Genomic DNA, 22888 nt, shown 5'->3' on the forward strand with positions numbered 1-22888 from the left:
CGTGGGTTATTTAAGTTCTAAAAATATTGCTAAACTTCTATAGCGTGTAATTTATTAAACTTAGAGGATTCTCTTATTTTATCAAATAATTTGTGTAAACGAACACCTGTTTCAAAATCAGGCGTTTTATGTGTATTTAAGGTAATATCATTATAAAAGTTTGTGTAATGATAAGCCACATTGTATGCTGGAATATTTGATACATTTATATTGGGGAAAAAGTATTCTTTTGGAATCTCCATACGTTTCAGAGGTGAATTCTTGTCTTGGCTGCTTTTAAGAATAAGGGTATCCATCTCATACATCAACCCGTCTTTGGGCGTTAAGGTAATATCTCCTTTTGTGCCATTGATTTCTATTGCAAAGTGTGGTAAAAAGCTGTTACGGACGTGTAGGGTAACAAGTGCTTTATTAGTAAGTTCTCCATAAATTATAACACTATCGGGAGATGTAGCTGTTATAATCTCATCAGTTTCCTTAACCCTTAACTGTTTGATTTGCGTATCTAAAAATGCGGATAAATGAGTGAAATCACCCATTAAATAGTTCAGTCCGTCTAATAAATGTCCAGCTGTAATTGTCAATTGGTCAGCACCACTATCTTCGTTTAGCAAGTACGTGTGTGATTGGGGTACCACACCATTTTGAATTGGAAATCCTGTCATAGAATAACTAACGTTGACGGAGCGAATTTCCCCAATATAGCTTTCTGTCAGTAAAAATTTCAAATAGTTCATTGTTGGATTCGAACGAGCCTGAAGCCCTAAAGTGTGTCTAATACCTTTTTGTTTTGCTAAGTTTAATAATGAAACAGCTTGCTCGGTGGTACTTGTAAGTGGAAATTCGCTGTAAACGTGCTTACCTGCCTTTAAAACCTTTTGTATTAATTCATAATGATAAGGTACTTTTACAGCAATTATAACGATATCTACATCAGGGTGCATTGCAAGCTCATAAGGGTCTGCAAAATAATTGGCAATATGGTACATCTCAGAAGATTTTTTTGCGCTTTCAATACTACTTGTTCCAACTGCTGTAACTTCAAAACATTCTAATGATTGTAATGCAGGAATATGAGACATACTTGCCCAGCTTCCGTTTGCACTTGCACCTATAATACCAACTCCTAATTTTTCTAATCTCATTGTTAATAACCTCCTCAATTTGATGCTTATGAAATTATTATAAGGAGTCTTTAGAAAATAGCAATTACGCACAATTTTGTGCTATAATAACAAAAAGGTAACTTTTTTGAATAATCAATAGTGAGCGATGTTAAATAATTTAGAATCTTTTAGAGGTGTACCGATGGCGAGATTAAACAAAGAAGATTTTACTATACCAGTTGAGGCAACGCTTGATATATTAGGTGGGAAGTGGAAAACGCTGATTTTATGTCACCTTTCTTACGGTCCCAAAAGAACAAGTGAACTTATAAGATTAATGCCTAAAATTACTCAGAAAGTTTTGACGCATCAACTAAAAGAGCTCATACAGGACGATATGATTATAAGAAAATCATACAACGAAGTACCTCCAAAGGTTACATATGAACTCAGTAAGCTTGGATATTCTATAAAGCCTATTCTTAATAGTATGTGTGACTGGGGGCAAATGTATATAGATCAATACTTAGATTAGACTAATGAAAAACCAAACATGGATTATATATATCTTTTTTACGTTAAAAGACGGATAACATCTGTCTTTTTTTATTTCTAATATAAGAATAGTAAATAGCGTATATTGCAATAAATTGTTAATGCTATATATCCCCTGCTATTTAGCAGGGGATATATTTTTTTAGACTGAGACAAGACGTGGGGATTTTTAAGTGGTAATTGTGAAGAATCAGTTACTTTATATTTAATGATATCTTTTCAGTGCATTTGCTAGTCGATCTAATTCGAATCGCTGATTGAAAAACGCCATACTGACTCTCACTAAGCCGTCATACGGCGTCCCTTCCGTTAGCTTCTGTACATACAGGTCTGCCCCGCACAGTCCGTTTTTGGTTATTATACCGTAATTGTCATAGAGATATTCTGCGGTTTCTTGGTATGTTTTGTCACGAACGTTGAAGGAAATAATGGGAATACGATCTTCCAGACACCTTGTATCGCCGTAAAGGATCACATTGGCGTTGAGGGACAGTAAGTTGATGCCATATGCTAATAGGTCACTCTCATGCTTACGGATAGCATTCATCCCCGTGTTTTCAATTGTCAGCAGTGAGCAGCTAAGTGCAATCGCACCTAGTAAGTTGTTAGAACCACTCTCATAGCGCTCGGGACCCAGCTTAAGTACAACATGTTGGTCGGTTGCAAGAGATTCCATGCCAGCGCCAAAATAGAGAGGAAGTGCATTGTCAAATACATTTTGTGGTCCGATAAGTACGCCAGAATACGCTGGCGCGTAGATTTTGTGTGCGCTAAAAGAGAGATAATCGATACGTTCTTTGGGATCTAAGGATCTCATACGGATATTTCTATGCTGCACGAGCTGGGCGCCGTCTACGAATATTTCTGCACCATACCGGTGAGCCATACGGGCGATGTCATGAATTGGATTGACATAACCAGTAACATTGCTGGCACCTGTTATTGCCACAAGTTTTACTCTACCACGGTACTTCCGTAGCTTCCGTTCTAGATCTGTCATGGAGAGCCGTCCATCAGGCAATACGTCAGCGAGTACAGTTTCAAAGCGATACTTCCATGGGAAATAATTGGAAAGGTGCTCCATATAAGTGGTGATGACGACGGGGTTTTGGCCTTGGTAGCGTATGTCTATCACATGACTTAGTATATTGATAGCTTCTGTCGAGTTTTTCGTATAGATAGCTATGTCCTGTTCCATATCTGCACCGACATATTGCTTAATGGTTGTACGCCCCTTCTTGTAGAGTTCAGCTAGAAAGTCTGCCTTTAGAGAATTATTCCCCACATATTTATACCAGGGGGTGTATTCTTCAATGGCTTTGATAACAGATTCCATTGGAGGCGTTGTGGCACCGTTATCAAAATAGATGTTGAACATGTTGCCATTGTTCGTGGGTATTAGTGACGTGATATCTACAGTTAGGTTCTGCAACCCATTAGCTGCATCTTTTATATCTTTCATGTTATTTTCCTCATACTATAGCATTCTTTTACAGTATATGCACATGATGTAACAACAGTGTCAGGGTGAACCATCTCATAGGTTGATGTATATTATTTTATATATTTTTCTAAGAACTTGATCAATGAATCATTATCATTAAAAGCCATTCCGCTTTTTTCACCAATTCTACGCACATATTCTAAATAGGCATTGCATATTACAGGGTGCCCAAAATTTGAAATAACAGGCGATATGCCATTTTTCATCACAATAACGCCGATATTTTTTTTAACGATGATTTGCAAGTTAGGAAAAATATTTTCTTTTAATGGGATAAGATGAAAACCTTCATTTCCATTTAAAAGTACGACAATATCATTTAGATGTTCAGAATACTCTTCGGCAGTATAGTATATTGGCGTATTTAAGAACATATCTCCAACATTAAGAGGGATTTTAGTATCTGAAATAAATGTGTCATGAGGCAAGTAAACGTACTCACTGACAATGCCTGACTGTAATGCTTTTTGCAGAATAAGTTGCTGAGTACTATGATATTCAACCATTTTTTCAATTGTTTTTTCATCAAGACCTGATCTTCTAATAATTTTATTAAATAGTGCTTTGGACATTGTGCCGATCGAAAGTGATGATAATAGCTTTCTGGTTTCTCCTTGGACGCTCAGCATTTCTTTTTGCAAAAATAACAAGCCCTTCGAATCACCCGGCATAAACATTCTTACGAAAGGCTTTGATTGTGCAGCAAGCGCAGAAAACTGTTTTTCGTAATAATCCACTTTTTCGTTTGTAATATAGTGATACTCTCCGCTGTCTTCTGTTCCTCGTACAAAGCTTGCAACGATTGCAGCTTTTTTGGATGCAATAAACATAGTGTGTGCAAAGTGACTATTGGAGGCTTTGTCAAAATAATAAGACTCAATCAAGCCTGACATATACAAAGGCAGCCACTTGCTAATAGATTCAAGTAGTTCATTTAAATTTCTATTGACATTGTGAATAATTTTTAACCGCTTTTTGCTTTTTAGTGTATAAATCATTAATGCTTGCCACTGTCTTGCAAAACTAGGGTCAGACGTTAACCACTCTAGGTTTTGATCTGAATAAAGGGTCAAAGTACCGGGCTCCTTTTCCATTGCTTGTGAACCTAGAAATCTAATAACAGCACGCCGTAGACCATCGGTGCCAAAATAGCATGTTGTAGCTTCGTTTAATATATCAAGTGGCACAACTGCTTGAAGTGGCGGCAAATGAGAGATATTTTCAAGTGTGAAGGAGTCTATATTTTCTAAAAAGGAGTCTAGTATTTGAAGACTTTCTTCTTTATCAGCATCTTTAAGCCATGCGTATAAAGAATCAATGACGGCATGACTATCCTTTTTATCAATTGTATTTGACAAGTCTATTAAATTGCATAGTTCATCTAGGGCATTGCTATGAACAGCTCTTTTATATAGATAATGACAAATAGCTCTTACAGCAGCTTCCCCAGAAGGAATTCTGGATCTGTTTCTATATCTGCTTATTAAGGAAGAATCGACATTAACAGCATTTGCCAGGCGAATATTAGAAATATCAAGAAGATTCATCAAGGCATTTAATTTATCCGCAAAGAACTTGTAGGTTATCTTTTGAGTTTCTTTTTGGACTTTAGAACTTATAACATCTGAATCAAAGTCACTTAGTAACCATCTAAAAAGCCATTCTGAAAGACTATAGGTTGTAGTATTCTCAGGATACGAACAAATTTCATAGAGTTGTTTTTCGCGTTCTATTTCTTTTGAGTGGATCACGATTGCATTACAAATTTTCACAAGCTGCTTGCTTGCTTTGGTTGGAACTCTGCTGCCACTGCGGAAGCGGCTAATAATAGAGGGATCAATATCCGCTATCCTAGCAAGCTGTGTGTTTGTCAAATCGTATACATCAGATATGAGATTAATTTTGTCCTTAAAATTCATAAATCATCTCCAATCATAGTAGTACTAAAATAATTTTTATTATACTAAGCCGTGACACTTTTAGCAATGACAAATGTGTCACAATTCATGCTATTCATAAAATTTGGCTATATAATAATAAAAAGTGGCATGAAGAGCTGAAGGGAAGTAGGGATAAAATGAATGATTTAAAAGAAATGGTATGGGAAATACGTATTCCTATTTTTAAAAATAGCCTTATTCTCAGGCAATTGATGTTTGCTATAGGTATTCCTTTTGGAACATTGCTTATGTATCTCATTTATATCAAAGGCTATTATGGTGCACTATTAGTAGCTTTAACACTTTTGCTAACGTTTATTTTTATTCAAGTCGTTTATGGCGGAACTTATGATGTTAAATATATCATGAATAAAAAAGGAGTGCGTTGCGCTTACCAAGAAAAGCAGCGCAAGAAAAACAACATTATTAACACCTTGTTGTTCTTTAGTGGGATTTTTTCGGGGAAGCCTACCTATGCCGGCGCAGGCGTTTTAGCAAATGCAAGACAAGATGAGTTTATAGCATGGAAAAAGGTTATCAAAATAAAATATTTTGATCATAAAAGGATTATCGTTGTAAAATCAGGCTATTTAGATCATATAACAATCTTTTGTGAAAATGATGATTATGATAAAATCAAGACTTTCGTAAAGAACAATACAAAAATCAGCTAATTTATAGAAGGGTGGGATGTTTATGTATTGCCCAAATTGTGGGGCGAGCTTACCAGGTCATGCATTGATTTGCTCTCGGTGCGGGGAGTCGATTCATTTACTGGAACCTCATAGTAATCAAGATAAAAACATTCAAGATAACAATACTCAAGAGAATGATATTCAATACAGTAATAACCAACACATTGAGTCACCGTACGAAATGACACGGCTGCCTAAGGCTAAAGCGCCTAATCGAAAACTATTTGAAATGATAGGAATAATTGTCATTGCAATTATCATTTTAAGTGCAATTATCATTTTAGCATTAGAAGGAAAAAACGAAAAAAGTGATATGACATATACAAAAGAAACATACAGAGAGGAAGCCCAACCAGAAAAAGTTTTAGAACAAGACATTTATGAAGAGGAAGGTTTTATAGAAGAAACCGAAAAGGGGATAGATGGACTGAGCAGCGAATTAACTGTGCATGACATCGAAGGGCAGTGGCAAGTAAGACTATATGATGATGGCGAATATAGCCATAAGGAAGAATGGATATGGATCGTAACACCCATTGATGACACAAACTTTATCATTAATTTCCCCCCAGATGAATTGTTTGATGAGGAACTTGATACCGAAGGCATAGAGGGCATAGAAGACGTTACAATTACGGCGAGACTTGAAAAAAACATACTTTATGTTAAGTTTCCGACAGATGACACGATTTCAGTTAGGCTTGCAATGAAAAATGGAAAATTACAAGGAGAAGGCAAGCTTATAATAGGTGACCCAGAAGGTGATGTAACTGTAACGTTAGAAATGCTTAAAGACAATTAAAGTTAAGGAGGAAGGCTACACCTTTAGTGGCGTAACACTCAAGCGGCTTGAGCGCATAGATGTTGATGCCATACAAATTGTGGGACAGCCAGAATTCGTATTCACAAGACCTAAACAATAAGCGATGGAAAGGAAGTGGTTTGATGATCAGAAAATTCTTTTTATACACTTGTTTGATTTTCATAGGCTTATTGACGCTTGTGGGTGTTATTCATAATATAACAGGTTTTAATGCTATTAGCTTTATAACAGACAAGGCGTATCGGTATTACTCTTTTGACAGTCTTCATTATGAGGTTAAAATGTTAGCGGACGGTGATGCTAAGGTCGTAATGGATGTGTCCTACAACTACAAAATAGGTAGGTTTTCAAGAGTGACCTTTGAGCTTGATGGTGACATTTCAGATCTAGTTGTGAGTGAAAATGGAAAGGCTTTTACACTTTTGGGCGATTTTGATAGTAGTCGACCAGAAAATACCTATTATTATACAAAACAAGGCAATAAAACCCAATTACAGCTCTACATGCGAGCCGAAAAAGAAGAACGCACCTTTACCATCGCATTTAAACAAAAACAAACAACTGTTTTATATGAGGATTGTGCTGTTTACTTCCATAAATTTTTATCAGAGTCAAATGATATGAAGATTGGGAGGGTGTCTGCAAAAATAAAGATGGTTACTGGGGCAAAAAGAGATAATACTCTCATATGGGGGCATGGAGCAGGTCAGGGCAAGATTGAATTTGATCATGAGGATAAAAACGTTTTACTCTCTATAAAAAATCCGCCTAAATACAATTATGTTGAAGCTAGGATTTTAATGTCTGATAAATTATTTCAGGATTGCCAATATGTACAATCCTTTAAGATGAAGGGCAATGTTATACGTGATGAAACAAATGGGGCAAAAAAAGAGGATAAAGAAAGAAGAAATAGGGCCCTATCAACCATTTTAGGATTTTTTGCTTCCGTTGTAATAATGAGTATTCCCCTTGCAGTGAGACTAAAGGAACGGAAACTGTATAGGAGGATCACACCTGAAATGATGCCTCAATATTATAGGGATATTCCCCTTAATATTCCACCAGCCATTATGCATAAACTGTTTTATTATTATGATAAAAACAATCATTTACCCAAAGCTATTTCCGCAACTATTGTGGACTTAATTCAGAGAAAAATGATTGACGTTTGTTATGAGTATAGGGGCAGAAAAAGTGAAATTGTTTTAACACCAAGCCCAAAAAAAATTGAAAGGGCAGAGGTTACAGGGTTAGAGGCTACACTTATGCATTTTATGTTTAAAACAGTTGGAAAAGATAACAAGGTTACAGTGAATCAAATCAGACAGTTTTGTAAAAATAAAAACAATTTTGCCGCAACCTCAGTCATGCTAAAAAGTGTGACATCTGCTACTGAAAAATTGTGGATTAAGTACGGGTATGAGCTGAATAAAAAGGAAGAGGGCAAGTTTTCATTTATTACAGTTTTTATGCTTATAGGTGCAATTGGCGCATATGTCTTTATCGCAAATAATAAGTCTAGCCCCACAACAGCAGCCATGGTATGGGTTTTAGTAAGCCTAGTTATTGGGTTTATCATCTCAATGAATATCAGTAAGAAGCCTGGTAGACTGAATCAAATGGGTGAAAACAATTTATCTTTGTGGCAAGGGTTTTACAATTTTTTAAAAGATTTTACACTCTTTAAAGAAAAGGATTTGCCAGAGCTATTTATGTGGGAACGTTATTTAGTTTATGCAACAGCCCTGGGTGTTGCTGAAAAAGTCTTGAAAAAGCTCAAACTAAAATACCCTCAGCTGGACGACCAAAATTATTTAAATGATAATAATATGCATATGTTTTATACGATGTCTAGCTATAACACCAATCAATCCTACCTATTGGGAGATTTAACCACATCTTTTGAAAGTGCGGTTACGGATGCACAAAATGTGGTATCCAATCTGAGTCAATCCTCCAGCAACGGTAATGGGGGAGGTTTTTCAAGTGGTGGAGATTCAGGCGGAGGAGGTTCAGGAGGTTTTTCTGGTGGAAGCAGTGACTGATTTTAAAATATGTAGAAGAGGGAGGTTGTTTTAATGGGATTTGAAATGATTATTTTGGCTATTATGGTACCTTTATTTTTAGTCTTTATCTGGATGATTTTTGCCTATAATAGCTTGCAAAAGGGGAGAATAAAAGTAGAAAATAGCTGGGGGCAAATCAATGTTCAGTTAAAAATACGGTCTGATCTTGTGCCTAATCTTGTGAACATTGTAAGTGGCTATGCAAAGCACGAACAGGAAACCCTTACAAAGGTTATTCAGGCAAGAAATAATTTTTTAACAGCAAAAAACGCCAGGGAAAGTCATTGAAGCTTCTGGGGAGTTGGGGCCGCTTATGGGCAGGATTTTTGCGGTAGCTGAAAGTTACCCCGATCTTAAGGCTAACCAAAATTTTCTTAATCTGCAAATACAACTGAGTGAATTAGAACAAAAAATTGCTATGTACAGACAGTTTTATAATGATACGGTTATGATGTACAATCGCAACGTTGTCACTTTTCCAGCTAACATCCCAGCAGGCTTATTTGGATTTATTGAACTACCTTATTTTAACATTACTGAGCAGGAAAGTATTGCACCTGTCATTACGTTTTAAATGCTTAGCTGAATTAGAATAAAATGCTGAAACAAAAGGAAATGAAGATGGTAAATTAATAGTCATAGTAGAAGTCTGATAACAAGATATGGAGGCGTTAAGTATGAAAAAATGGATCTTATTGGTACTTACATGCATTTTGGTATTAGGGCAGATTATTTTTATTCCCCCTGAAATTTATGCCAAAGATTCGATTTATGATTATGATATCATTTACTCGAATTTTAATATTTATAAAGTTTATAGTGGACCTAGCAGTAAGTACACTGGCTTTACGATTAAGAAAGATATTGTTATAACATCTATAACCACATATCACTATATTAATGAAGAGAAGACACCAGGTCAGATTGCACTTGCTGATGAAAAGGGTAATGTCTACGGACCCTGGAAGGCAGTGGGAAGAACTGGTCAAAATGGGGTTAAGAACGCTTATTGGGATGTGTTTCCGAATATTACATTAAAAGCAAGCGACAACACCGTTTACGGGGTTACAGTTAGTGACACAAGCGGATGGTCATATAACAGCCAGTCAGGTGGGCAAGGATTTATTGAAATAAGAGGTTATGAGGCTAATAGCGAAAAAACTGTACTAACACCAACACCAACACAAACGACACCATCAACAAAAAATCAATCCATCACACTTAATCAGAATATTGATATAGGTAAAGCGAATGTGATAGGAGATCTATCAAAAACACAATGGTCAGTTGCTATTCCAGCTAACACTTTTGCTAAAAACACACAAGTCAAAGTAAATATACCCAATAATAACTCCAAGTATAAGTCAGAAGGCTCTCATGTTTTGGGTTCAGTTGTTGAGATTACATCAGGAGACGGAAAGCCAGTAAGGCTTAAACAGCCGGTTACAATAACGATGAAGCTTCCAGCAGATGTTAAAATAACCGACGCCAACATGGATGATTATGTGGCAGCTTATTGGACAGGAAAGGGCTGGGACTATATATTCCCTCAGATCGCCGACTTGCGAAAGGGAATTGTTAAATTCAGCACATCCCACTTTTCAACCTATGGTGCACTGAAGCTAACAGAACAAGAGAAAGTTAAATTGTATGTGCAAAAAATGGCAGTTCAGCAATGGGCGGATAAAAATAATCGAACGTTGGTTATGGAAAATATACAGGATACGTTCAAGATAGCTTTTGAGAAAATGGGCTTATCAGACGCAACTGCTCAGGGAGAGCTTATAAGGGCTGTCATATCAGAAAATGATTTCGCCTCACTTATAGTAAGCGCCGAACGAGGTGATGTCGTATCTTATACCGCGAAATGCGGAGAAATGGCGGCAAATGCCCTCATTATGAAATATAAAGGAGGCGACAAGTATTTAACTAATCTGGCGGGCAAAGGTGCGGCAGCTGCAACAGGCGTAGGTAAAGCATTGATAAAAGTTTATGATGGCAACTATAAAGGTGGGGCGGAAGAGCTTTCTTTGGCGTTTGTGAACTATTTTCCTGCTGGGAGAGCGTTTACAGCTACTAAAGAAGCCATAAGCAAAGGCATTAATACATGGAGAGATTCAGAGATCGAGTATGCATACAAAAGCTACAACAAAATGGTGGGTAATGGTGTGTATGGTTTCGTTAGTACTGATGACTGGAATACTTTACTGCAGCAAATAGGACCTGCGTTAATGAGAATGCAACTTGAGGCAAAACAGGCATATGCTGCTCAACGAGGAATTTCTATTAATGACGTGTATAAAGACAAAACATTGAGCGCTAAAATTGATCAAGAGGTTTCGGCTAATCTTAAAAAGACATTTGATAAACGTAAGGCTAATGAAGTCAACATTAAAAACAGAGAAGCAGAATATACCAAAATCGTCCAGGGGTTTATGAGGGATGGTCTATTAACGAGAATGTCATTTGGTTTTGCGGTAGATATGGATATAGAGACCAGACTCAGAACGCTGTTTGCAGTAAGACAAAACATATTGGGCATTTTTGACGGCAAAATGCCTGTGCTAAGCATAGGAGAAAACGCTGAACAAAACTTGAACCAAGCGATTGCCGAATGGATACGGCTTGGTCCTAAACAAAGGGATAAATTTTACGACTGGCTTGAACAAAAAGGTTATTTGATTAAAGGACAAAGTGGCTCTAATAATAACGGTGAAGACTCGAATAATCCTGACCCGTTTAAAGGTGGTTCAGTCATTCCCCAAGGGGCTGATTCACCATTTAACGTAATTCCTGGTAACGGAACGAAAAAGTCAAACTGAAATGCCTTATGATGTGACTTTGGCAGATAGTGTAAAGTAGCAGAAAGGTCTGCTGCGCTCCTAGAAGTGAGAATAGATAAAATTGGCTTTTGATAAGGCCTTGACAGTTGAACGGCGGTTAGTGGTATAATCTCACAAAGGAGCGTGATTTCATGAAGGTAGATGATCAAGTGGAAATTAAATGTTCTGAAATTGATCCTGTGACAATGGAAAATGTTGAGGTTTGGAGAATGGGCAGAATACTATCTTGTGATGATTTTAGTTTTAAGGTAGAATTCGTGGAAGGACATGGTAACAAGTGTGAAACTTTCCCTGTATCTATACTTGAACAAGGAGATGCTAGACTGATACCAATCATGAGCTTTTCCTCAATGTTTTACGAATAGTAAAAAGCCTCTGAGTAAATAAATATAAAGTGTACCCTTTGTAAGGGACATTTTGAAAAAAGTCTATATAGCATTAAAAAGATGATTTCTGCAATCTACAGAAGTCATCTTTTTTAGTTTAATTCACTTCTAGTGGTGGTCTTCTGCTTCTTCGGCTATAGCCTTTGTCTCGTGGATAGTTCCAAATGGATGCTGTGGTGGTGCATAGATCGAGTAGAGTTTAAGGGGGGTTGAACCTACATTAACAAGATTATGCCATGTACCTGCTGGGATGATAAAGGCATAGTCAGCAGATACAGCTTGTTGGAAACTAGGCATATCCTTATCGTCTCCCATCATAACAATACCGCTGCCTTCTTCTATACGTATAAATTGATCTACATCTTCATGTATCTCTAAGCCAATATCTTCGCCTGGCAGAAGACTCATTAAAGTAAGCTGCAAATGTTCGCCTGTCCATAAGGTGGTTCGGAATGCATCATTATCTTTTGTAATCTTTTCTATATTAACAGCATAAGGGTAAGGGCCGTGATCTTTTAGTTGTTCAGAGTCATTTTGGACATTTTGGGAACCTCTGTAACAATTGGTGTATGGTTGCTTATAACCTTGATATTTAGTATTTGAATAATTTTTTTGAGAAGAGTTAGTATGGGGAGTGGGATTTCTCCTATTTAAATAGGCCATTTTTTCTTCTCCTTTCGGTGTGATTACAATAATTAGTATATGATACCACTACATATATGTGATAAATTATAAGCTATTTATTATTTAGGATTTTCAACTATGTTAATTGTGGGTTTGCTATAAAGGTTATTAGGTTGGTCAAGGTGTGTAATGAAGGCCAAAAATAAATTAGGGGAGAGTTAAAATTCGATTTCTTAAAAATACATATAATGTTCAGAAAATTTTATTGACAAATAAAAAAATACAGTGTATAAAGTTTATAGACTGACAGTCTATAAACTAAAAAACAAGTAAATAAAGTTTTTTGATTTCATATAGAGAAAGAGGTTGTCAATATGAAGGGTAGTAAGGAATATAACGCAAGAAGAAACGATATTCTAGATGCTGCAGGAAGATTATTTGGGAGGAAAGGTTATGCCAAATGTACGGTCAATGACATTCTTGATGCAGTAGGTATAGCAAAGGGGACGTTTTATTATTATTTTAAGTCTAAGGAAGAGGTGCTGGATGCAATCATTGACAGGGTTACTGAAACAGCTGCTCAAAGGGCCAGGGAGGCAGCAGCTAATCCAGCATTTTCACCTGCGATGAAGATCCTAAATGTAATCCTTTCCATGAGGGTTGAAAGCGAAGAAGATCATGAGCTTCTAGAAGAACTTCACAAGCCAGAAAATGCACTTATGCATCAAAAATCCCTAACTTCAATGGTAACAATAGTTACACCAATACTTGCCAAAGTTGTTGAGGAGGGAATTGATCAGGGCCTATTTAAATCAGATTTTCCTGTGCAGTATATGCAAATTTTCTTAACATCATCAATCGTGCTTTTAGATGAAGGAATTTTTCAGGCTAAACCAGAACAGCAGCAGATGACTTTAAGAGCACTGGTGGCACTGCTTGAGAAAATGCTTGGCGTTCGTGAGGAGACTTTCTGGAATATGGCAAAACAGTACTGGGGATAACGTTTTATGGCGTTAAGCAATCTATAAGATGCTAGGGGGCATGATTATGAAAAAATTTATGATAATATGGGTAGGAGGGCGGGGTGTGAACATAAACTTTAAAATGTTAAGAAATGATTTTAAAAGAAACTGTGCGGGTAATGTGGCCCTATTTTTGTTCATGACACTTGCAGCAGGTCTTGTGGTGGCAGCAACTATAGTTGTGACGCAACTTATAACTTCCATGACGGGAATGTACAAAACAGCAAAGCCACCACATTTTCTTCAGATGCATAAGGGAGAAATAAACCAGGGTGCAATTGATATATTTAATGCATCCTATGATGGTATTACAGCATGGCAGACGCTCCCTATGATAAATGTTTATGGGGATGATCTTAAGATCTATGGAGATAATGTATTGACTTTATCAGACTGCAGGCTGGATATAAGTCTTGTTAAACAGAATAAAGCATATGATCTTTTGCTTGATGAGAATAGAAATGTCATAAAGGTTAATAAAAGTGAGATAGGTATGCCTGTTATTCTTTTGGATGCTTATGACATAAATCTTGGAGATACAGTCCAGTTAAAAAGCAACGGTATAACAAAAGCATTTAAGGTTACAGCTTTTGTGCATGATGCTCAGATGAACTCCACACTTTGTTCTTCCACAAGACTGCTGATAAGCGATGAGGATTTCAATGAACTTTTTGGAAATCTGGGAGAAAAGGAATATCTCATAGAAGTCTATTTCGCGGATTCATCACAGGCTGCCGCCTATCAGAGCGCTTATGAAAAAGCAGGTCTTCCTCAGGATGGGCAGGCCGTTACTTACACAATGATATTTCTTTTAGGTGCACTTACGGATCTTATGATGGCGATGGTTTTAATTTTTGTAAGCATATTACTTGTCATGGTGGCACTCATGTGCATTAAGTACACTATGATGGCTGTCATAGAAGAAGAAGTCAGTGAAATCGGTACAATGAAGGCTATAGGAATGTCCTATAAGACTATCAGAAATCTGTATCTTGGAAAGTATAAAATAATGGTAGCAGCAGGCATTGTCACAGGTTATGCACTTGCACTTATCTTGTCAAACGTGTTTACTGAACATATTAGAAGAACATTTGGCAGGCAGCCAGTTTCAATGCTTACGCTTGGATTCCCTATTGCAGCATGTTTGTTTGTTTATCTCATAACTAACCATTACTGTAAGAATATTCTTAAGAAACTTAAGACGATGACAGTTGTAGATGCACTGGTAACGGGAAGAGGTTTTGGTAAAAAGGAACATGCACGGGATGGACTTTATAAGTCTGAGAAGATGTCAGTTAACCTGCTTATAAGTGTAAGGGAGACGTTTCATCATTTTAACAAATTTATAATTATTTTTGTGGTTATGTGTATCGTTTCGGGGATAATGATTGTTCCTATGAACCTTTTAAATACTATGAAATCCAAGGCATTTATTGCTTATATGGGAAGTTCCATAGATGATCTACTCATAGAGATTGATTCAGGAGAAAATCTAGAAGGCAGGTATGAAAACGTTAAGAAAGTTCTTCAGGAAGATGCTGGCATTAAAGGCTATAAGGCGTTTAGAAGAGTGCGCGTCCAAGCAATTAATGCTGAGAATGAATGGATGAATCTTCATATTGATTGTGGGCAGCATGCAGGTGAAGAACTTAAGTATCTTAAGGGGAAGGCGCCTTTAATAGAAAATGAGATTGCCCTTTCAAAGCTTAATGCAGATGCGTTAGGCAAAAATACAGGGGACAGCATCCTATTAAGCTTTAATGACAGGCTGAAGGAATTTGTTGTTTCTGGTATTTATCAGGATGTGACAAGTGGTGGCTATACAGCAAAGGCGCTATACAGTTTTTTAGAAGCAGAAGCAAAGAAGTACCAATTTACAATCAATCTTGCTGAGGGCATAGATGCAGGAGAAAAAGCTGCTCAGTGGCGTGACGTGCTAGGCGTAGGTTATGACATTGAACCCATGGAGGAATTCATCAATCAAACATTGGGCGGTGTTTCTAGGCAGATAGAAGCTGTTGCAACTGCAGTATTGGTGATAGGTATACTGCTTGTAGCACTGATCATCGTTTTATTCATGAAGTTAAGACTTGTAAGAGATGCCTCTCAAATTGCAGCAATGAAGGCTATAGGCTTTACAAATTCTGATGTGAGAAAACAGTATCTTTATAAGATCGGCATGGTGTCAATTGCAGGACTTTTTATTGGAACACTTCTTGCCAATATACTTGGGGCAGGCATTGTAAGTAGGGTTTTTGATAGCATGGGGCTTGGCATATCAAGCATAACATTCATCATCAATCCATGGGCCTCATTTATCATATTACCTGTGGTGCTTTTTGCGGTGGCATCAGGCATGACATGGATAAGTACGAGACAGATCAGAGCCTATAATATCATTGCTCTGATTAATGAATAGGAGATGTAGTGATGGAGACTATTTTACAAGCAAAAGGATTATGTAAGGTATTTGATAACATAAAGATTTTAAAGGGAATTGACGTTACAGTTAAGTTCGGAGAATTCGTGGCAATCATGGGGCAGTCAGGTTCAGGAAAATCTACACTTTTATATAACATTAGCGGCATGGACAGGGCAACCAAGGGCAAAATAAGCTTTGATGGAGAAGACATTTCAAATATTGATGATGAGACGATGAGTAACATACGGCTTAGAAGAATGGGATTTATATTCCAACAGTCGCATCTGCTTAAAACTCTATCAATACGTGATAACATTGTACTTCCAGGATTTAAAGCGAAGAGGGACAGTCGGGAAAATATAAATGCCTATGCAGAAAAACTCATGAAAAGAACAGGGATTTACGAAATAGCAGATCATGATATCAAGAAGGTTTCTGGAGGACAGCTTCAGCGTGCGGCAATATGCCGTGCATTAATAAACCATCCGGCTATTTTGTTTGCTGATGAACCTACAGGAGCGCTTAACTTGGGTGCAACAAAGGAAATTATGGATATTCTTAATGAGATTAATGCTGGAGGAACTACAGTCATGCTGGTTACGCATGATGCAAAAGTTGCAGCCAGGGCAGGGCGTGTGATATTTTTATCAGATGGGAAGATTACTGATGAAATTATTCTGGGAAAATATGAAGAAAAAAGCTTTTTAATAAGAGAGCACACAATGACCGAGTGGCTTGGAAAACAATGCTTTTAAGTAGGTTATTGTAACGCAGCATAAACACCACACTTTTTTACATTTAATGATGAGCGGGGTGCCAATCAGCACTCTCGCCATAAAGTACAAAGTTAATCTGTAAAATTCCATATAAAGGTGCTAAACTATAAACGTAGCGCAATAGAAAGACTATCTTTTGAAAGACGTTGTAAAATTAAGAGAAGAAAGATTTATTGGTTTAGAGGTTTTAACCTATCTGCAACAGAAATAGCAGATAACTAACTATTTATACAATAGAAAAGAAGGGATAGCATGGAAGAAGCAAAACTTATTGAAATCATAAAGATCAATCCTGCAAGTATAAAAACGATAAGTCATCCTACAGATGCGATGAAGCTATTGGCTATAGAAAGAGACGGACTTGTATTAGAATACATAGACAATCCAACGAGAGAGATGGAAGAGTTAGCTATAGATAATAATACAAGAGCCATTAAATTTATTAATAACCCAACAGAGGAGATGATGATAAAAGCTGTAAGTGGCGGATGGAGCAGCTTGCAGTATATTAAAAATCCAACTGATAAGGTTATGAAATTAGCCATAAATCAAGCTGGATGGGCTATTAGGCATATTAAAAACCCAAGCGAAGAGTTACAATTATTAGCTGTAAGGAAAAATTATGACGCAATAAAGTACATCAAAGAGCCTTATGAAAGTGTTAGTGAAGAAGCTATTAAAATAAGCTATGAGGCACTGAGGTACCTAAGTTCACCGAGTCTGCATGTAGAAATGATGGCTGTTAAAAATAATGAAGGGGCTATCAAATTCATAACTCACTTAGATAAACATAAAATGTTAGAGTTTTTAAAAGCAAATATTTTAGTGATTAAATATATTATAAGAGAAGTATCCAAAGAGGAAGTAGAAAAAGCATTAAAAGAAGTCTTATCAAAGGAAGATGTTGAAGAAAAATATATAAGAGACTTTTTAAATTGCAGTACCATAGATAGGCAGAGTAAAACTATGCCTATAGATAAGATTATGTTTATTGATAAATATGGTAGCAAAAAGGCAAAAAAAATAGCTGTAGATGAAAAGCTAAAGATGATATAGGAGAGTCAGAATGAATTTTATAGAGACGTTAAAAAGTGTTGACTTAGTATTATCTACCGGAGAAGTACCTTTAATAGTTGGTGAAAGCGGTATAGGAAAAACAGCTTTAGCCAAGGCGATAGCTAAAGAAAAGTGTTGGCATTTAATTGTTATTGATGGCAATTTACTTAAAGAAGGTGAAATAGGTGGGCTGCCGACTGTAGAATCTTATAGTACAGTTAATACAAGTGGCGATATAATACAAAAGAAGACAACCGTATATGCTGTTCATAACAAGTTAAAGGAAATTGATGAAGTAATAGTTAAAGGGCAAACCGTTCTTTTATTTATAGATGAGATCAATCGTTGTGAGCATACAGTACAGCAAGAACTAATGAATTTAGTATTAAATAGAGAAATTAATGGGTATAGGTTACATGATGATGTAAAGATTTTAGCAGCCATGAATCCTTCAAGTAAATATGGTTTGGATTTTGATTATCAGGTTGTTGATATGGATCCCGCTCAAGAAAATAGATTTGTATGGTTAGATATGGAGAGTGACGCTGTAGGGTGGCTGCAGTGGGCAATGGATGCAGAGATTGAACAAAAGGTGGTAGCGTTTATTTCAACCTTCCCGGAGTATTTGAATAAAAAAAATGAAGAGGATATAAATGCAACACCAAGGAGTTATGAAAGAATTTCTAAAGCCTATAAAATGTATAAAGAAAATAAAGATTCAATACCAAGAGCTGTATTTTTAAATGTTATAAGAGGCAATGTAGGCAAGGTTATTGCAGAGGAGTTTATGAGTTTTGTTGAAGCGGATTATAATCCATTAATAGCTTATGAAGATGTTTTTTTAGGAGATACACCAAGTCAAGTTATTTCAGAAAGAGTAAAGAGTGAAAGTCATACAAGGCTGTATCTATCTGCAATCAATATCCTAAAAAGATTAGAACAAGAATTAAAAAATCATGAAGATGAGCCAAGTGATTGTATCAGTAGATTGATTGTTTTTTTAAAAACGTACCCAGTAGACCTCATGGTAGGCATTATGAAGGATATTAAAAACAGTTATAGTGAAGTCTATAAAAGAGCTATAGAAAACGAAGCGTTTGTAGCGTTATATTTTGAAGCTTATAAGTTAATAAGGGAATAAGTTATGGAAAATTATTTTGATAAACAAGCAAGAGCACTTTATGAAAAAGCAAATAAAATGATTAATACTGTATCTATGTTAAAAACAAACCGTGCTGGGGAGAAAATTGAGATAGAGAGTCCACAGGATTTTAAGAGTGAGTTTTTTGGTCTTGTAGATAAAGTTAATTTAAGCCTTATGGAAGAAAAAGATAATTTTTATGGCTATTTTTTATTTCAAATGTCGCGGGAGATAAGATTTGATATAGCGAGCCCTAGTGCTGTGAATTTTAAAGGAGCTAAATATGTTATCTATTTTAATCCCATCCTATTTTTAACACTTAATATAAAACAGATGGCAAGTACCATTAAACATGAAATCCACCATATATTATCATTACATCTCATAAGAGCAAAAGCATTAAAAGGCAGATATAGTACTCTCGCCATTAATATGGCAATGGATATAGTAGTCAACGGATATTTAAATCATCTACCACCCTATGCGACGACTTTAGAGCGGGTAAATATTAAATATGCTTTAAAACTTGAGCCCTATGAAACTTTTGAATATTATGTAGAAAAGATTCAAACTGAACTAGATTTGATGGAAGAGGATGAAACTGGCGAAGAGGATGATAGTGATCAAAATACTACCATAGAAACGGAGTATAGCCAAGAGAGAACGCATGATATTTGGGAATACGCCGATGAGGTGGATGAAAAAACAATTAAAGAGTTTACAGAAAAATTTTTTGATAATGCGCAAAGGGGGAAAATACCGGCCCACCTAGAAGGAATGATAGCATCACTTAAAAAAAACAAGGGTGAATTGCCTTGGCATTTATACCTCGATCGCTTAATGGGAATACTTGAGAGTAATAAAAAGAAGACCACGACAAGACGAAGTAGAAGACAGCCTGATCGCTTAGATTTAAGAGGTGAGCTTAGGCATCATAAAGCAGAAATAGCTGTTGCACTTGATATAAGCGGTAGTATGAGTGATGAAGAATTTAAGCAAGCTATGAAAGAAGTTCTTAATATCGTCAAAAATTACAATCATAAGATAACGATTATTGAATGTGATAATCAAATTAGACGTGTTTATCTAGTGAAGTCTATCAAGGATCTAAAGGATAGAATGAGAATAAGGGGCGGCACTAAATTTACGCCAGTGTTTGAGTATGTGAACCAGCACAAAAATAATTTGCTGGTGTATTTTACAGATGGCAAAGGAGAAGATAAATTGCAGATTAAACCTAGAGGTTATAAAGTCTTATGGGTTATTTCTGGAAGAGGAGATAAACTTTCATTAAAAGAGCCTTATGGAATAGTCAAAAAACTGAGCAAGGTTGAGTTAAAAGATAGCCGCCCGGATATGAGTGATGTTAGAAATGATGGTTATTCTGCCCAGAACCAAGAACCAAGTCATTAAATATTAGAATAATTAGGATTGCATAGGTTGAAGAAATGGACATAAATAAATAAAAGAAAAAAATTTTTAAAATTACGGTGTAGTCGAAATGTGTTAAAATATGTAGTTTGATGTCTAATAACGAAAAGATATTTTGATTATTAAGCACACAAAAGTCTCTCAAAACTCATAAAATCTGTGAAAAATCTGTCAAACATAGAGTGCTGTACTGCCGATAGGCAGCCTTTGAAAAACGAAATCCAGATAAAAAAATAGTTTAAATTCTTAGAGAAGAATTTAAACTATTTTTTTATCTGGATTTTTGTCCTTAGGCGACGGGGGATGACTTTAAGAAAAATGATCTTTTGCTTTGAATAATTCCTATATCTGTAGGGAACTATAAAAGTGTTATATGTTTTTTAAAATGATAAAGCTGATATTACTTGGATTTTAATCAATATTAGGTGATACATCTTAAAATTTGTAATGGTTTAATTATTGTATACAGTGAATGATTTTTCTGAAAAAAACAATGTGTTGTTAAAATGCCCTTAATTTAAAGGATTTGCAATTGTGTCACTTGTAGAAGTAGCCATAACTCTTTTTCTTTAACTTTACGATACGGAGGTCAAGTCCTATATTTTAAGTGTAATAGCTATTCAATAAAGACAGGTAACAAATATAAAATTAATTTCATCCATCAAAAATGATTTACACAAAATGCCTTCAAAAATATGAAAAATATTTATTGTATAACTTAGAATTAATTGTTTGTTATTGTATAATTTTTCACAATACTAATAGCAATTGCTAACTAAAAAATCGTGGATAGAAATTCGGTTGTGCAATTTATACTAAAAAATAAGTAATATAATGTTTTATTTAAATATGTTGACAATTAATTTAAGGTATGTTATAAATTATATTATAAAAAGTATTTTATAAAACGAGTTTATAAAAATGGTTTTATAAAATGTAATTACAAAACCTATAATTGAAATGAAATTTGAAAATAAATAAGTTAATTGAGAGCGTTAATCAGTTATAAACTATTTGAGGAGGTATTGTTATGAATATGAGAGCATTGGTGTATCACAGTCCTCAAAATATCAGTGTTGAGGATGTTAAAGTACCTGAAGTCGGAGAAAAAGATGTACTGATTAAGATAAAATACTGCGGTGTCTGTGGTACAGATATACATATTTATAATGGAGATGGTGGTGCATTTGAGGTTACGCCACCGCTCATTATGGGACATGAGTTCTCCGGTACTGTAGAACAAGTTGGGTCTCAGGTGAAAAAGGTAAATATAGGGGACGTGGTTACAGTAGACCCCAATAACATGTGTGGTGAGTGTTATTACTGTAAAAATGCAATGGAACAATTTTGTGAAAATGTTATTGGCATCGGGACAACATTCGATGGTGGTTTTGCACAGTATATTGTGGTTACTGAAAAACAGGTATTTAAATTTAAAGAGGGGATGGATGCCTTGACGGCAGCCATGACAGAGCCTGTTTCATGTTGTCTCCATGGTATTGATTTGTGCAATATTAAACTTGGTGATGAGGTGCTCGTCATTGGCGGTGGGCCCATAGGTCTTATGATGCTTCAGATGGCTAAGATGGCTGGTGCAAGTAAGATTATTCTCTCTGAACCAGTTGAGGAAAAAAGAGAACTCGCTCTCAAATTAGGTGCAGACATTACAATCAATCCGCTAGAGGAAGACATTGAGGCTGTGATCAAAGCGAATTGTAAAAATATTAATGCAGTTATTGAATGTGTAGGCAAGGTTCACACAATCGACAGCGCTATAAAGTGTGCAGGCAAAGGGGCTACAGTCATGATGTTTGGACTGACAGGACCAGATGAAGCACTTCATGTTAAGCCCGACATAGTCTTCAAGAAAGAATTGAAGCTGACATCTTCTTTCATTAATCCTTATACATTTGAAAGATCAATTGCCATTTTAGAATCAGGCAAATTAAATGTCAGAGATACTATTACGGATATTGTTGAACTTGAAGAGTGTGTAAAAGTGTTTGAGGATGATAAATACAGACGCAGTGGGAAAGTAGTTATCAAATTAAATGATTAAGGAATGGACTATGCAGTTAAAGGTTAAAGCAGATAGATAGTAATCTGATTATGGATAGATCATTGAGTGGCAGTAAAAATCTTATTTGAAATAAACGGCAAGTTGCTGTTTATATATTTAAAAAAACACATACTGGGAGGAAAGAAAATGAAAAGAAAATTTATGGCTTTATTACTTAGTGGGGTAATGGCGGTAATGGGATTAACAGGTTGTACTACAAAAGATCCAGTTGCGCCTACTCAACCAGCTGCAACTGAAAAGCAAGATGCTGCTGCACCAGCACAAACAGATACCAAAGACTCACAATTCAGAGTGGGTATTACAATCCAGTCTCTTGAAAACAGTTACTGGGCAGGTGTATTTGGAGAAGTTGAAAAGCTTATGAAGGATAAAGGATGGGGTTATACAATCCTTGCATGTAATGATAACTCAGCGA

General features: G+C 36.0%; 19 protein-coding genes and 1 pseudogene. 16 read left to right on the forward strand and 4 right to left on the reverse strand.

The window, feature by feature from the left end; translation table 11 throughout:
- Positions 1-29: 29 nt before the first annotated feature.
- The gene (locus tag BN3326_RS17445; RefSeq protein WP_070000540.1) at positions 30-1145 is read right to left on the reverse strand and encodes a Gfo/Idh/MocA family protein; all 1116 of its coding nucleotides are present in this window, start codon (positions 1143-1145) and stop codon (positions 30-32) included.
- 163 nt (positions 1146-1308) lie between these two features.
- Between BN3326_RS17445 and BN3326_RS17450 the strand changes: the two genes are divergently transcribed.
- Positions 1309-1641 (forward strand): winged helix-turn-helix transcriptional regulator, encoded by a 333-nt coding sequence (locus BN3326_RS17450; RefSeq protein ID WP_070000541.1) that lies wholly within the window; start codon positions 1309-1311, stop codon positions 1639-1641.
- A gap of 225 nt (positions 1642-1866) precedes the next feature.
- Here BN3326_RS17450 and BN3326_RS17455 read toward each other — a convergent pair whose 3' ends face one another.
- Together BN3326_RS17455 and BN3326_RS17460 are read right to left on the reverse strand one after the other, a co-directional pair.
- Positions 1867-3123, reverse strand: a complete 1257-nt coding sequence (locus BN3326_RS17455) for an aminotransferase class V-fold PLP-dependent enzyme (protein ID WP_070000542.1) — start codon at positions 3121-3123, stop codon at positions 1867-1869.
- Between the two features lie 92 nt (positions 3124-3215).
- Complete coding sequence (locus tag BN3326_RS17460) at positions 3216-5084, reverse strand: hypothetical protein (protein WP_070000543.1); 1869 nt, start codon at positions 5082-5084, stop codon at positions 3216-3218.
- Between the two features lie 158 nt (positions 5085-5242).
- On the opposite strand from BN3326_RS17460, the gene BN3326_RS17465 reads away from it, so the two are divergent.
- The 7 genes from BN3326_RS17465 to BN3326_RS17490 all read left to right on the forward strand — a co-directional run bounded on the left by BN3326_RS17465 (position 5243) and on the right by BN3326_RS17490 (position 11900).
- The gene (locus BN3326_RS17465; protein WP_070000544.1) at positions 5243-5779 is read left to right on the forward strand and encodes a hypothetical protein; all 537 of its coding nucleotides are present in this window, start codon (positions 5243-5245) and stop codon (positions 5777-5779) included.
- 22 nt (positions 5780-5801) lie between these two features.
- Positions 5802-6602: a zinc ribbon domain-containing protein gene (locus tag BN3326_RS17470; RefSeq protein ID WP_070000545.1), complete on the forward strand. Its 801-nt coding sequence runs from the start codon at positions 5802-5804 to the stop codon at positions 6600-6602.
- Positions 6603-6745: 143 nt separating this feature from the next.
- The gene (locus tag BN3326_RS17475; protein ID WP_070000546.1) at positions 6746-8671 is read left to right on the forward strand and encodes a DUF2207 domain-containing protein; all 1926 of its coding nucleotides are present in this window, start codon (positions 6746-6748) and stop codon (positions 8669-8671) included.
- Between the two features lie 33 nt (positions 8672-8704).
- On the forward strand, positions 8705-8980 hold the full coding sequence (locus BN3326_RS22560; RefSeq protein ID WP_255363203.1) for a LemA family protein: 276 nt from the start codon (positions 8705-8707) through the stop codon (positions 8978-8980).
- Positions 8981-9005: 25 nt separating this feature from the next.
- Entirely contained in the window at positions 9006-9266 is a 261-nt protein-coding gene (locus BN3326_RS22565; protein ID WP_255363204.1) for a LemA family protein, read from the forward strand.
- Between the two features lie 103 nt (positions 9267-9369).
- Entirely contained in the window at positions 9370-11514 is a 2145-nt protein-coding gene (locus BN3326_RS17485; RefSeq protein ID WP_070000547.1) for a hypothetical protein, read from the forward strand.
- Positions 11515-11666: 152 nt separating this feature from the next.
- Positions 11667-11900: a hypothetical protein gene (locus BN3326_RS17490; RefSeq protein ID WP_070000548.1), complete on the forward strand. Its 234-nt coding sequence runs from the start codon at positions 11667-11669 to the stop codon at positions 11898-11900.
- A gap of 129 nt (positions 11901-12029) precedes the next feature.
- Here BN3326_RS17490 and BN3326_RS17495 read toward each other — a convergent pair whose 3' ends face one another.
- Positions 12030-12584, reverse strand: a complete 555-nt coding sequence (locus BN3326_RS17495; RefSeq protein WP_070000549.1) for a cupin domain-containing protein — start codon at positions 12582-12584, stop codon at positions 12030-12032.
- Positions 12585-12919: 335 nt separating this feature from the next.
- Between BN3326_RS17495 and BN3326_RS17500 the strand changes: the two genes are divergently transcribed.
- The 8 genes and pseudogenes from BN3326_RS17500 to BN3326_RS17535 form a co-directional block, all read left to right on the forward strand.
- Complete coding sequence (locus BN3326_RS17500) at positions 12920-13546, forward strand: TetR/AcrR family transcriptional regulator (RefSeq protein WP_070000550.1); 627 nt, start codon at positions 12920-12922, stop codon at positions 13544-13546.
- Positions 13547-13592: 46 nt separating this feature from the next.
- On the forward strand, positions 13593-15986 hold the full coding sequence (locus tag BN3326_RS17505; RefSeq protein WP_171903858.1) for an ABC transporter permease: 2394 nt from the start codon (positions 13593-13595) through the stop codon (positions 15984-15986).
- 11 nt (positions 15987-15997) lie between these two features.
- Complete coding sequence (locus BN3326_RS17510; protein ID WP_070000551.1) at positions 15998-16744, forward strand: ABC transporter ATP-binding protein; 747 nt, start codon at positions 15998-16000, stop codon at positions 16742-16744.
- A gap of 273 nt (positions 16745-17017) precedes the next feature.
- Positions 17018-17821 (forward strand): hypothetical protein, encoded by an 804-nt coding sequence (locus BN3326_RS17515; RefSeq protein WP_070000552.1) that lies wholly within the window; start codon positions 17018-17020, stop codon positions 17819-17821.
- A 10-nt stretch (positions 17822-17831) separates the two neighbouring features.
- On the forward strand, positions 17832-18962 hold the full coding sequence (locus BN3326_RS17520) for an ATP-binding protein (protein ID WP_070000553.1): 1131 nt from the start codon (positions 17832-17834) through the stop codon (positions 18960-18962).
- Between the two features lie 3 nt (positions 18963-18965).
- Positions 18966-20375, forward strand: a complete 1410-nt coding sequence (locus BN3326_RS17525) for a vWA domain-containing protein (RefSeq protein WP_070000554.1) — start codon at positions 18966-18968, stop codon at positions 20373-20375.
- 1048 nt (positions 20376-21423) lie between these two features.
- A complete protein-coding gene (locus BN3326_RS17530) occupies positions 21424-22452 on the forward strand; it encodes a zinc-dependent alcohol dehydrogenase family protein (RefSeq protein ID WP_242876028.1) in 1029 nt (342 codons plus the stop codon).
- Between the two features lie 147 nt (positions 22453-22599).
- Positions 22600-22888 (forward strand): annotated as a pseudogene (locus tag BN3326_RS17535) (hypothetical protein); the annotation flags it as partial.

The organism is Cellulosilyticum sp. I15G10I2, assembly GCF_900095725.1.
In the GTDB taxonomy this organism is placed as follows: domain Bacteria; phylum Bacillota; class Clostridia; order Lachnospirales; family Cellulosilyticaceae; genus FMMP01.